This is a genomic window from Pedobacter paludis (assembly GCF_003173575.1).
In the GTDB taxonomy this organism is placed as follows: domain Bacteria; phylum Bacteroidota; class Bacteroidia; order Sphingobacteriales; family Sphingobacteriaceae; genus Pedobacter; species Pedobacter paludis.
Window position 1 is genome coordinate 44,939 of sequence record NZ_QGNY01000012.1, and the last position, 14,076, is coordinate 59,014.

At 35.0% G+C, this 14,076-nt stretch carries 7 protein-coding genes, 1 rRNA gene and 1 riboswitch; of the genes, 4 read left to right on the forward strand and 4 right to left on the reverse strand.

All coding sequences use genetic code 11. The features are described from left to right. Window positions 1–7 precede the first annotated feature (7 nt). Window positions 8–3,181: a SusC/RagA family TonB-linked outer membrane protein gene (locus tag DF947_RS21835; RefSeq protein ID WP_109932914.1), complete on the reverse strand. Its 3,174-nt coding sequence runs from the start codon at window positions 3,179–3,181 to the stop codon at window positions 8–10. 351 nt (window positions 3,182–3,532) lie between these two features. Continuing rightward, window positions 3,533–3,637: riboswitch (SAM riboswitch) on the reverse strand. Window positions 3,638–3,772: 135 nt separating this feature from the next. On the opposite strand from DF947_RS21835, the gene DF947_RS21840 reads away from it, so the two are divergent. Next, entirely contained in the window at window positions 3,773–5,038 is a 1,266-nt protein-coding gene (locus DF947_RS21840) for a peroxiredoxin family protein (RefSeq protein WP_109932916.1), read from the forward strand. A gap of 50 nt (window positions 5,039–5,088) precedes the next feature. Here the strand turns inward: DF947_RS21840 and DF947_RS21845 are convergent, their stop codons facing one another. Further along, a complete protein-coding gene (locus DF947_RS21845; protein ID WP_109932918.1) occupies window positions 5,089–8,856 on the reverse strand; it encodes a hypothetical protein in 3,768 nt (1,255 codons plus the stop codon). Window positions 8,857–9,010: 154 nt separating this feature from the next. Between DF947_RS21845 and DF947_RS21850 the strand changes: the two genes are divergently transcribed. Genes DF947_RS21850 through DF947_RS21860 form a run of 3 tightly spaced genes read left to right on the forward strand, consistent with a single transcriptional unit; the run spans window position 9,011 to window position 11,897 of the window. Beyond that, the gene (locus DF947_RS21850; protein WP_109932920.1) at window positions 9,011–10,195 is read left to right on the forward strand and encodes a glycosyltransferase family 87 protein; all 1,185 of its coding nucleotides are present in this window, start codon (window positions 9,011–9,013) and stop codon (window positions 10,193–10,195) included. Then, window positions 10,192–11,124 (forward strand): glycosyltransferase family 2 protein, encoded by a 933-nt coding sequence (locus DF947_RS21855; protein WP_109932922.1) that lies wholly within the window; start codon window positions 10,192–10,194, stop codon window positions 11,122–11,124. Before DF947_RS21850 ends, DF947_RS21855 begins: the two co-directional genes overlap by 4 nt. Beyond that, window positions 11,124–11,897 (forward strand): polysaccharide deacetylase family protein, encoded by a 774-nt coding sequence (locus tag DF947_RS21860; RefSeq protein WP_109932924.1) that lies wholly within the window; start codon window positions 11,124–11,126, stop codon window positions 11,895–11,897. The genes DF947_RS21855 and DF947_RS21860 overlap by 1 nt, the downstream gene beginning before the upstream one ends. 10 nt (window positions 11,898–11,907) lie before the next feature. Here DF947_RS21860 and DF947_RS21865 read toward each other — a convergent pair whose 3' ends face one another. Together DF947_RS21865 and rrf are read right to left on the reverse strand one after the other, a co-directional pair. Next, window positions 11,908–13,662, reverse strand: a complete 1,755-nt coding sequence (locus tag DF947_RS21865; RefSeq protein ID WP_240615438.1) for a S8 family peptidase — start codon at window positions 13,660–13,662, stop codon at window positions 11,908–11,910. 303 nt (window positions 13,663–13,965) lie between these two features. Next, window positions 13,966–14,076: ribosomal RNA gene (gene rrf / locus DF947_RS21870) — 5S ribosomal RNA — on the reverse strand.

The window sequence follows — 14,076 nt, forward strand, 5'->3', positions numbered from 1 at the left end:
TGGAATGTTAAAATTTGACGTTAAGATTAATGCCGTAAGTTCTGGTGGTTGGATTAGAAAGACTTTCTAATCCTTGTCCGTTGCCGGTGTTAAACGCAACTTCAGGATCAATATCCGTTACATTGCGATGAATGATCCATAAATTACGACCAACAAGCGAAACCGAAACGCCTTGAAGACTTAACGAGCGAATCCACTTTGTAGGAAGGTTATAGCTGAGTTTAACCTCACGTAATTTTACATAAGAGGCATCGAAAATATTGGCTTCATCTATCGTTCTGAAGGATTTATAATAAGTTTGTGCAGGAAGAATTTTATCATTGCGCTTTCCATCGGCGGTTACGCCATCGAAAATAATTCCATCATCATAAACCGTAACACCCGTTGGCGCTACAGCACCATTAGCAAGTCTAACAGTTCCGTTTGCTTTTACATTGCCCGGATAATAGTAAGAAATCCCTCCATATTCTGCAGCTCTGCCTGGAAGTGTAGATGCTAAAACGCCGGTATAGGTTCCGGTAGCATAAGTTCCGTTATAAATTGAACCTCCAAAACTTGCGTCAACCAAAACACCTAAACTAATTCCCTTATAACTGAAGGTATTTGAAATTCCGCCAATCCAATCTGGAGTATATTTTCCCAATACTTTTTTGTTGGGGTCGGTTTGTGGCGCACCTGTAGCATTAACCACAATATTGCCATTGCCATCTCTTAAAAAAGCATTACCAAAAAGTGTTCCGTAAGGCTGGCCTACTGCGGCTATTACCTGTGCCGAGCTTGTAGCCACCACGTAATTTTGCAAAAGTCCGGCTTTATCAAGTTCGATTACCTTACTTCTATTGGCTGCGTAATTCACATCAATATCCCAGGTAAACTGTTTCTTGATCGGCGTTATGCCCAACTGAACCTCAATTCCTTTATTGTTGATTTTACCGGCATTGAGCAGTTTTGAACGGAAGCCTGTACTCTGGCTTACATCTACACTCAAAATTTGATCGTAACTATTGGTATTGTACAAACTCAAATCGAAACGAAGCCTTTTGTTAAACAAAACCGCTTCAGCACCAAGCTCTGATGAAGTTGTAGTCTCGGGCTTTAAATCAGGATTTAAATCTGTTGTAGATGCAGTAAGTTGCGGATTGGTTCCAAATGGCGCCCCAAAAACGTAGGTATTTAATAAGCGATAAGGATCGGCATCTTTACCAACTTTAGACCAGCCTCCTCTAATTTTTGCATAATCCAATATGTCACTTTTAATATCAAAAGCCTCTGTAAGCACCAAACTTCCATTAAATGAAGGATAAAAATAAGATCTATTTTGTGCAGGCAAAGTAGAAGACCAATCGTTACGGGCCGTAACATTCGCAAATAAATAATTCCTGAAACCGATCTGTGCCGAAGCGTAACCGTTGTAAGATTTTAACTTGCTATAATTGTTCGAGGATGTTAAAGGATCGCGGGAATTGCTCAGTGTATACAATCCGGCAACGGCTAAACGCGGTGCACTCTGATCGTTCTGTTCAATGTATCTGGAGCGAATATTACTTCCCACCAAAGCTTCTAAGCTGAAATCCTGATTCAGCTGCTTGTTATAGCTTAAGGTTGCATCGGTATTGTTTTCGTTTACAGTGAAGGCACTTTCGGTATAAGAGCCGAATGGTGTTCCGTTTGTACCATAGGCAATTTTAATTTTACGGCGATCATTGTAATAATCTGTTCCCGAACGGAAATTAAATTCAAGTCCATCAATGATTTTATAATTTAACCCAATACTTCCAATTAACCGATTTCTATTCTGAGATACTGTATTTTCGTACGCTACCCAATATGGATTGCTGTAATAACTGTTGTTCCAGTTAAAGGTATTGCCGTTTTCATCCAGATAATTTTTCAATTGATTAATATCTACCTGCCTACCAAACCAGGTAAACTGCAGCATGGTACTTGTAGATCTTGAACCACCCGTACCCGGTAAATTATCCGAACTCAGTTTACTATAGTTGGCGTTTGCCAGAATACTCAGTTTTGGTGTTAGCCTTAAGGTTGTATTTAAAGCGAAAGAGTTTTTACCCTGACCAGAATTTGGAATGATGCCAACTTGTTTTAAATTGTTGTATGATAATCTGTAATCAATTTTATCACTCGCATCCTCAATAGAAACACCGTTCGTTAAGGCATATCCCGTTTCAAAAAAATCTCGTACATTATCTGGATGGGCAACAAATGGAACAGCAACACCTTTTGAATAAAACTGAGGAATCAGTCTACCATCCAGTTTTGGCCCCCAGCTTTCATCAACACCATCATTTACACCCGCACCTTTACCATCTACATAACTAAATTTGCCTTCAGAACCCTGTCCAAAAGCATCCTGATATTTTGGGAGTGTAAGCAGCGTTTCTAAAACCGCGTTAGAATTTAAGGTAATGCCCACTCCTTTTTTCGATTTACCAGACTTTGTTTTAATGATGATTACCCCGGCAGCTGCTCTAGATCCATAAAGCGCTGCGGCATTAGGTCCTTTTAAAACACTTATCGATTCAATGTCGTTTGGGTTAATATCAGAAATCGTATTGGCATAATCTCTAGCACCTGCAGAGTTAAGTTGCGAGTTATCAACAGGAATTCCATCCACCACAAAAAGCGGTTGGTTGTTGCCAGAAATGGAGGTTTCTCCTCTAATTACAATTCTGGAAGAACCCATATCGCCCTGACTGTTGGTAACCCTTACCCCTGCTATTTTACCTGCCAGTGCATTTACAAGGTTAGTTTCCTTCGCTTCAGCAAGGTTTTCGCCTTTAAGTTCTTGTACTGCGTAACCTAGTGATTTCTTTTGTCTGGAAATTCCAAGTGCCGTTACTACAACTTCATCTAAAGCATTTTCTCCATCTTTTAGTATAACTTCTAAAGCATTAGCGCTTTTATCTATTTCGATCTCTCTGGAAGAAAACCCGATATAAGAAAATATAAGGGTGCTTTTACCCGCAAGTGAAATCGAAAAACTGCCTTTTCCATCCGTAATTACGGCCTGTTTGGTTCCCTTAACAAATACGGAAACCCCAGGCAGGCTTTCGCCCAATGAAGATTTTACAACACCAGAAACAACTATGTTCTGAGCCTGTACAATTTGTGAAAGCAACAGCAAAAAAAGTATTGCAGGGAGCTTGATTTTTTTTAACATGATTATATTATTAATGATTAGTGAACTGGCATTTATAAAATCGGAGGCATAGCAATTCCAGGTCGCTATTTTTAGCGATTTTTAAAGCACATAAAATGATAATTGATTTAGGCCTGAAAAGCCTTGGCACCTATCCTAGTTTAAATGGATCATGCACATTCGGCAACAGTGATGAGATTTTTGATTCGTCAATAGAGATAATTTTGGCTCGTTAGTTTTTTCCATGGGATTTGAATTTAATTTTTAAACTATTCACTTATCAATCAGGTTTCTAGCGAAGCTTCAATAAAAAAGCACCCCTTAAATCAGAAGTGCTTGCATATATTAACATAAATGTTAGTGCATTCAACTGACTTAACTACCCCAAAATATTTGGGATGGAATTAGCACCATTTCTGTTTAAAGACGGTTGCTAAGGTTTCATCGGGCCATTCCCTCCACCTTTCTTGATAAGTATTTTAAAATAACTGGCGCAAAGATAATACAAAAACTATTAAGTCTATAATTTTAGTAGATTTTATTGAAAATATTTTTTATTGCCGTATGTGATGCTTACATTTGTCGACCTATTTAGTAGATTAAATCACCCCGATGAATATAAAATTATTTTTGCCAGCCGTACTCTTAAGCTTATTCTTTCAAAATAGCCAGGCGCAAACCCAAAAAAAGCAAGTTCAGAATTATAGTTTAAATACAAAAAATTTCGTTGCAACAGGCAATTGGCGTGGCGCATTTAAAATAAAACCAGGAATAGAAGTTCCCTTTAATTTCGACATTACAGGAAAAAATGCTGATGATCTGAACCTGGTTTTTCTGAACGCAGAAGAACGCTTTCCTGGTGGTCATGTAAACAGAAAAGCAGATTCTCTTTTTGTAAAATTGGATCAGTTTGATAATGAACTTGCATTCAAAATAGAAGGCGATTCACTTGTAGGTGTTTTAAGAAAGCAGGATAAATCTGGAAGGCCATTGGCGGTTGTTGCAGAACGCGGTAAAAATTACAGATTTAAGCCTAGCGAAACAGATCCAGCAGGAAATTTTACTGGCACTTATGATGTAGTTTTCAAATCACAGAGTGGCAATGATGAAAAAGCTGTTGGTGTATTTAAACAAATAGGAAATAAAATAACCGGAACATTTTTAAGGGTTACTGGCGATTCCCGTTACCTCGAAGGAACCGTAGAAGGAAATAATTTTTCGCTTTCTAGTTTTATCGGCTCTTCGCCATCATATTACAAAGGCACATTTTCTAAAGATGGAACACTAACGGGCGAGGTAGTAAGCGCTAGAGGAAATCAGCCCTTTACAGGCACTCAAAATCAAAATGCAAAACTTCCAGATGCGTACAAGCTAACATTTTTAAAAGACGGATATAAAACATTAGACTTTTCTTTTCCTGATGTTAACGGAAAAAAGATCTCTTTAAGTGACGAAAAATATAAAAATAAGGTAGTTATCCTTACCATAACCGGAAGCTGGTGCCCGAACTGTGTAGACGAGGCTTCGTTTATTGCGCCATGGTACAAAGAGAATAAAAAACGTGGAGTTGAAGTAATTGGAATCCATTATGAAAGACAAACCGATTCTGCTTATGTTAGAAAAGTATTAACAAGATTTAGAGAGAAATTCGATATTCAGTATGATCAGGTTATTGCGGGCACACCAGATAAACAACTGGTTGCAAAGTCTCTCCCAGCTTTGAGTAATTTTCTATCCTTTCCAACAACTATTATTATCAACAAAAAAGGCGAAGTAGCACAAATTCATACAGGTTATAGTGGCCCGGCAACCGGAAAATATTATACAGAATTTGTAAAAGAATTTAACCAGGAAATTGATGAACTCTTGAAACAATAAGATTTGGTTTTAAGGGTAGAAATTCCCTGAAATATCTTCGGGGATTTTTTTTATTTCATCGTTATACCATTTTTGGTTTTCGCTGCTAAATCCTGCTTACGCAACTTCCGCTCCTTTTTAAGTCCAGCGCTCGATGCAAAGCCGGCAAGAACTGTTTTTATCCAATAATTAAATACAAATTTTTGTTTGTTTCTTTCAAAAAACAAAAATGCTGGTTTCGAATTATCATGGCGAACGATCAAATTAATTAGCTTATTTTCTAAAAATAAAAGGAAAGTCTTTCGCTCAGGATTTTTCTTGTCTAACAAACTAATGTTCAAGTTTTTATAAGGCAAAAGAATCTGTCCTTCGGCTAAATATTTGTTTCCGTTCCATTCAGTAACCAGATTACCTGTATTCCCGCTATTAATTCTTACAGATGCCAATGGAATACTAATCTGGCTCAAAGAAGCTAAAGCCATGGGCGCAATCTTCATATTCATTTTAAAACCTGATAAAGAATCTGAATAGGACTCCCTATAATTTATACGTATAGAGTTTTGATCCATTAAGCTTACATTTCCTTTCACAGCCAAACTATCAGTTGATGAAAATCTATTGGTCAGGTTTAATATTTGAAGATTGAGATTTCCCAACGGAATTGTACCTTCCCTACCTGTTGCAACAGATATTTCATGAACATCTACATAACTATTCGATACATCTATACGGCTAATTTTTATTGGCATCTTAATACCAGCCATTAATTTTGACGGCATTAATTTTTCTTTCTGGGGTTTTTCTGCCATTCGTTTATCTCTACTCGCACTTAACTTGGCACCTTCGATACGAGCCTGAAAAATGTTCAAACCAAATTGTTTATCAAGCTTTAAATAATTAAGTCCAATTATTTCTATTTTTTTTGCAGCACCTGAAATGTAATCGGTTTGCCAAGGTTTTAATTCCCTACTTTCAGCCCATGATAAATTGGGTGTGAAGCTAAAATTATCTATATCCAGTTTTTTTGATGCAGGTATCCATTCCAAAACATTCAATTTAATTGATGCCGTTTTATTTTGATAGCTGAATTCATTTAATTTCACTGCAGATTTATAAATTAGACTTTGCCATTCAAATGCCTGATCGCCATCGTATACAAAATGTTTTTCGTGAATATTTACCAAAGCATTTTTAATTTGAAGTTTTGTACTGTCTTTCCAATAATTCGCCTTAATTCCATTTGCATTCAAATCAATCTCAGAAGAAAATCGAAGTTTATTTTTTTTCTCAATTTTGGTATTTTCCAACTTTACAAAAAGAGGTGATGAAAGATGTATACCTGATTTATTAAAATCAAGTTGCTTAATGTCAATTCGAGACGAGTTAACGGAAAGCATTTCAACCGAATTTTTCTTACCAACCAGATTTAAAAAATTGAGATTAAAAGTCGAATTAATTGTAGCTGTATCCTTTTGGCTTATTTTTTCGACCTTTACTATACCGTTTGTAATTCCGAAATCTTTAATAGAAAAGTTAATGGGCAACAAAAAAGGTTTTTTTCGAGAAACCGCTTTTACTTCTTTATTAGTTTTTAATGAGACATTCGGCGCATTAATTTTAAAGTATTCCAGATTTATATTTTTAAAATTACTGGAGATAAACGGTCCTTTAAATTCTAAAAGCGGTAAGTTAATTTTATTAAACTTGTCCTCGGTCTTAATTTCAACACTCACATTTTCAATTTTATTGTGCCCTTTGGCATTCAAATTTGCATGATTGGCATCTAAGGAAAATTTTTCGTTCTTAAATTTTATACGATTAAAATTTCCACCCAAGTCGGCCCATACCAATTCGTTGTCTTTTGAGTCTATGTTTCGACCAAAAATATTTTTGCCATTTAAGTGCATCTGATTTTTATTTGAAACTTCCACCAATTTAAAATCAAGTATATCCAACCGACCAATGTGCAGTTTGGGCAAGGGCTTCTTTACTGTTTGTTGTTGAGCATTTTTATTGATTGAAATATCAAGCGCTCCTATTTTCAAAGAGTCTACAAAAATCATTTTATAGCTTTGATATAAATCCCAGTCCAACCATTCCCAATACAAATTCTTTCCCTTTATGGATGTTCCGTTAGATAAGTTAATGGCGATTGAGCTTGCTCTATTGTGCCGAACCAAACCATTAAAAGCATAATTATTTAAAATGAGGTTAAGCTTTGGTGATTTAACCAGCATCTGTTTAAAGCTCAGTTTAGGTATGGCATGTTTTACCTCTAATGTTGTATCACTGTTTAATAGTTTATCAACTAAAATATTCGAATTCAGCTTATCAACACGTACATCTGTTTCAAATTTCGAATGCGATTTTAGCCTCAAGGTTCCATCTACGATATTGAATTTTTGTACACCAATTAAACCCTTAATGTTGTGCATAATTTTAAAAAAACGGCTAAAATCAGCAATAGTATTTGTAGCGTGTACAACCTTTGGCTTTGTATTTAAAATAATTACAGGGTTCATCAATACAGCTTCGCCTGCACTTATTCTTTTATTTAGCAGTGCATTTAAGTTTACGTTTTTTAACTGAAGGGAAGGTGTTGTAAAACTTAAACTAGTATTTCCGTTTGGATGGATTGGAGCGTACAGGGCATTTCTAAATACCACATTATTATTTGCAATCGCTAATTCTTCAACCGTTAACTGAGATTTTCCGTCCTTTGATAAAAATTTAATTTTATTTAAATTAAGCTTTATGCTATCTGTTTTTAAAGAAGTTGAAACGGATGGGTGGTAACTTAGATTGTAAATTTTTAAATCTACCTTTTTAGTTTCATTTTGAGCATTCCCCAAAGTATCCATATTTAAGAAACTTCCGTTCTCAATGCTCACATATTTAAAATTAACCCACTTAAAAAGATGTTTAATTTTAGAATTGTCGACTGGTTTTGACGGGCTATTTTTAGCTTTTCCCATTTTCAGAATCGGCTTGAGCAAAACTACAGTGTCAATGATTAAATTATCGTTAGAAAATATAGAAGACAGTTCAGCGGACCTAAACCTAATTTTATCTGATTCAATCTGCATTGCCGACCGATTTGTTGTTGCCTTGGCTTTGAAGGCAAAAGAATCCAATTGGAAGTAATGATTTTTACCTGAGAAATGAAGTTTTCGAAAATCGATGGAATGCAGGCCATCGGGAAAGGAAACATGTTGTTTATTAATCGTAAGGTCAATATCTTCTGAAGCGAAAAGGCTTTTACGTTCCGAATTTGAAAAATTAGAAATGGCAAAATCTATCTGATCAATTTTTAAATCATTAGGATGCTTTTTGTTTCTGTAACGATAAGATGCATTGCTAATTTTAAAAGTTTTAACCTCTAAATGCTTTAACAGCTTACTCAGCAGCATTTCGATATTGCCGGATTGATATGCTCTTTGTGGCTTATTTTCAATCTTATGAACTTGCAGGTAAATAGAAGGCGATTTAATTTCGAGTTGGCTAACGGAAACCTTTTGATGAAAAATAATATCGCTAAAGGAAGCTACACTGAAATAAATTTTGGGAATTTTAATATCGTAATGCAAATTGGCATTTAGTGTATCTGTGTGATAAAAAACTGCATTATTGATGGTAATGCTTTTTTTAAGAAAAGAAACATCTACATTTTTTGCATTAAAAGCATAAGTATTATCCGATTTTTCCCTTATGGCTAAACGAATAAGATCTTTAAACCTGTAATCTATCAACTGCGATAAGCCAAATAAAAGTATAAGCAAAAAACCTAAAAAAATCAGGATTCTTTTACTCCATTTCCTTTGCACTGCCGAAAGTTTCATCTAACTTTTATAGATTAATTTTGATATTAAAATAATTTAAGAAAAATGGGATGGATTTATCTCCTAAATATATAAACAATAATTCCTAAAAGAGGTAGGCTTTCAAGGATTCTACATCGAATATTAAAAATTGTTATCTTGCGATACTAATCTCATGGGCGTTTTTAAAAATTCTAACTTTAAACAAATAACTGCTTTCTTTTTAAAAAAAGAGACCGTTATCGTATCCTACATTTTACTTGCAGTTATAGCCGGATTAAAACAGTATTTACATCATAGTTATAATAATTATTTAATTTATAAATACGTTTTTTGGCATACGGTTGATCTTCAAAATCTATATCTTAATTATACAGAATACCTAGATAGCAATCACTACGGACCTATTTTTTCATTATTCATAGCGCCGTTTGCGCTCTTACCTGATGGTTTGGGAATGATTCTTTGGAATATTGCAAATGTTTCCATATTACTCTGGGGGATATTTAGCTTGCCCTTAAGTTTAAACAAACGAACATTAATTGCCTGGATTTGTGCCCACGAAGCCTTAACGGCGCTATTCAGTTTTCAATTTAATATTGCACTAACGGGAACAATTTTACTTAGCTTTTCCTACTTGATTAAAAAGAAAGAGATTCAATCTGCCTTTTTTATCGCCTTTGGTACACTTGTTAAATTATATGGCATTGTTGGTTTGGCCTTTTTCTTTTTTACAAAAAATAAGCTGAAATTTATTTTGGGAGGATTAACCGCATTCGGGGTTTTATTTTTGCTCCCAATGGCTTTATCATCTCCGTCATTTGTACTTCAATCTTACCATGATTGGTACGATTCCCTATCGCATAAAAACGCTCTAAACGCATCATTAACCTCGTTTCAGGATATTTCGCTAATGGGAATAGTACGACGAATTTCCGGTAATGTAAATATCCCCAATGCGCCTTTTTTGATTGTAGGTGTAATTTTATTTGGCTTACCTTATTCAAGGGTAAATCAATATAAAAATCTTGGGTTTAGATTAATGTTATTGGCATCTACACTAATTTTTACGGTAATTTTCAGTAGTGGTTCAGAATCTCCGACCTACATTATAGCATTTGCAGGTGTTGCAATTTGGTTCATGATTCAGCCAGATCCAAAAAATGTATGGATTATTGCATTGTTTATTTTTGCATTTTTACTCACCAGTTTATCCCCGACGGATATTTTCCCAAGACCTGTGAAAGAATTTATTCGTCTATATTCGCTTAAAGCCCTACCTTGCGTTATCATTTGGCTAACCATTATATATCAAATGATGAGAATAGATTTTCAGAGCTATTTGATTGCCGATAAATGAAAAAATTAGTTTCTATAGTTATTCCTGCCTACAACGAAGCCGATAATATTTTCGTTATTGCAGAAAGTATTAAAAATGTTTTTTCATCTATTCATTATGATTATGAAATCATTTTGGTTGATGATGGAAGTGCGGATCATACACTCGAAAAAATAAAGGAATATTCAAATACAAGCGAAAACATCTTCTTCCTAGAATTTTCTAAAAACTTTGGCCACCAACTCGCAGTAAAAGCAGGCATGGATCACGCCTATGGAGACTGTGTAATTTCAATGGATTGCGATATGCAACATCCTCCAGAATTGATTCCCGAAATGTTACAAAAATGGGAAGAAGGTTTTGAGGTTGTTTATACCATTAGAGAAGAAGATAAAGCACTTTCAAAAGGAAAAAGAAGTTCATCCAGTCTTTTTTATAAGCTATTAAATTGGCTCTCAGATATCGATTTAGAACCTGGTGCTGCAGATTTTCGCCTTCTTGACCAAAAGGTGGTTAATATTTTTAGAAACTTTCACGAGAATGAACCTTTCCTGCGTGGTTTGGTAAAATGGCTGGGTTTTAAACAATATGCCATAAAATATAATCCAGCTGCACGTTTTTCCGGAAAAAGTAAATATACGGTTAAGAAAATGTTCCGCTTGGCTTTGCATGGCGTTACCTCTTTTAGTATTAAGCCATTGTATTCTGCTGTTTACTTAGGCTTTATATTCTCTTTTGCATCTATACTTTACATTCCATACGTAATTTATGCTTTTGTAAATAATGTTGAAGTTTCTGGCTGGGCATCTATGCTTATGACCATTGTTTTCTTTGGCGGATTACAATTGATTATTTTAGGCATTATTGGTATTTATGTCGGTAAAATGTTTATGCAGACTAAAAACCGACCGAATTACATTATCCGTTCAACCAACATTCAAAATAAATAATGGTTCTTTTAAGTTTTGATATTGAAGAGTTTGATATGCCTTTTGAATATGGAAAAGACATTTCATTTGAAGATCAGATTTTAATTTCCAGAACTGGAACAATATCGATTTTGGATCTTTTGGATAAATATGATGTGAAGGCCACATTTTTCTGTACTGTAACCTTTGCCGAAAATATTCCCGATTTAATTAAAAGAATTACAGAGTCTGGACATGAGTTGGCATCTCACGGTTATTATCACTCTGATTTTAAACCAGAACATCTATTACAATCGAAACTTAAACTCGAAGAGCTTTCGGGTAAAGAAATCACCGGTTATAGAATGGCAAGGATGATGCCTGTTGATGAAAAAGAAATTGAGAAAGCCGGATATGTCTACAACACCTCTATTAATCCAACCTATTTGCCTGGCCGATATAACAACTTTAATATTTCAAGAACATTTTTTACCAAGGAAAACGTTTTACAGATTCCGGCTTCAGTTAGTCCAATAATCCGTTTTCCCCTATTCTGGCTTTCATTTCATAATCTTCCGCTCAGTATTTATAAATTCTTAGCAAGCTGGACTTATAAAAAGGATAACTATCTAAATGTATATTTTCATCCCTGGGAGTTTACTGATTTAGATGATTTTGAAAGATTTGGTTTCCCGGGTTATGTAAGAAAAAATACCGGGTCAAAAATGATTCAAAGGATGGATAACTTAATCTCGTGGATGAAATCTAAAAAATATCCTTTTGGAACTTTTCAGGATTTCATCAAGACCATTTAATTACACCAATCTATTTATAAGTTTCCGCTAATTTTAGAGCATTATAAGTATTCACAATTCCACCACTCACACAAATCTCTGAAAAAGGAACCCGTACAGTTTCATCTCTTTCATTTTTGTATTTCACTTTGTGAGCCACTTTAGAAACAGATTTCATAATAATTTCTCTAACTTGATTAGGTTTGAGCTCTGGATAATAACTCAGAATTAAAGCCGCTAAACCAGCAACAACTGGCGATGCCATACTCGTTCCATCCAGATCTTCATATTTGTTATCTGGAACAGTAGAGTTGATTAAAAACCCCGGTGCAAAAACATCAACGTTATATTTACCATAATTTGAAAAATCGGCTTTTAGGTTGTCATCATCTTTATATGCACTTGCCCCAACTTCTATCCAATTATTTGCGTGAGGTAAATTAAACTTAGTAGAGTCTAACGGAATTGGCTTAACGATTGATGATCTACCCACTGTAGGTCTCATCCCCATTCCATTTTGCATTGGTTTAGGTGGAGTAAAATCTGGTTTTGCAGGTTTTTTGTGAGCCAATTTATAAGCTTCCGCTTCAGGACTATCGAAATATTTATTTGGATAATTTTCTTCAATATCGTTATTCTGATTATCATTTCCTGCAGCATGAACCAATAAAACACCCTTACTTTCAGCGTATTTTACAGCTTCATCAACTACTTTTTTATCCCATTTATAAGCCTTTCCAAAACTCATATTAATTACTTTGGCTCCGTTATCAACCGCATAGCGAATTCCATTTGCTACATCTTTATCCCTTTCATCGCCTGTTGGCACAACACGAATGGCCATGATGCTTACATGATTTGCAACACCTAAAATACCGATCGAATTAGATCTGTTCGCACCAATAATTCCTGAAACATGAGTACCATGCATTGCATCAGGTCCCTTCACATCATTATTACCATAATTTCGCTGATTAGAGTTTGAGTAATCATCTCCTACCAATTCAGCACGCATATCGTATTTTGGATTCAGATTATATTTTAGCATCGCATCGTATTGCTCATAGCCTTCTTTGATGTTCTTGTAGAATTTTTCGAAACTTCCATCCTCTCTCGCCCCTTTCCTAATTATGGTTTTCACTTGTTCTTCCGTTTCATCATCAGCTTTATAGTTATCAATATCTGCTAATGTTGGCACTTTTTTATTGTTTATTTTGGCAACTGAATCTAAGACTTTATTAATTGCAATAAGAACTGAAAATGTATTACTTGCATCTTCATATTTCTTACCAAAATCGCCAACCATTTTCTTATATAACCTAAACTCCTCTTTTTGAGTACTATCTAAAGGCGTTAAATTTGTTGTAGATTGATATTTAGGCGTATAAATTCTAAGTAATCGAACCAATTCTAGATTATCGAACTGCAAATTTCCTTTTTTCGAACCGATAAAATTCCATCCATGCACATCATCAATGTAACCGTTACCATCATCATCAATCCCATTCCCTGGAATTTCTTTTTTATTTGTCCAAAGTACATCTTTCAAATCCTCATGATTGATGTCTACGCCCCCATCAATTACAGCTACAATAGTATTTTGTTTTGGCTTCCTATCCTTTAAGAGTTCTCGGTAGGCTTTTTCAGTACTGATTCCAAAAAAACCGTTTTCTACTAAATCTAGATTGAACCAATTGGTAGGTAATTGTACATTTTTACTTTGAGCAAATGATAAAGTTTGTAAGCAAATAAGAAAAGCAAGAAACATCAACTTTTTAAGATTCATATTCATCATATCAATATGTACGTAATAGTACAATTATACGGTTTTATTGCGTTGAGCTAGAAAAATTTAGCATAATTTAACAAATATGTTCGATGAATATTGATTAATGAAATTTGGTATTTCATAGATGCTTCAATCCTGCTGTTTGTTTAAATCTTTTTTTTTGGGGGGGTATTTTGAAAACGAAGTCATCGTTCCAAAAAGGATTTTCACTCCATCAGGTTTATAATGAAAGGCAGTAGCGTTTAAAAAAGCTGTAAAACAAGAAAGCCCCGTAGCTTATGCTACGGGGCCTCTTTTAAGATCTGGCACCGACCTACTCTCCCACGTGTTACCGCAGTACCATCGGCTCTGGCGGGCTTAACTTCTCTGTTCGGAATGGGAAGAGGTGGACACCGCCGATATAGGCACCTG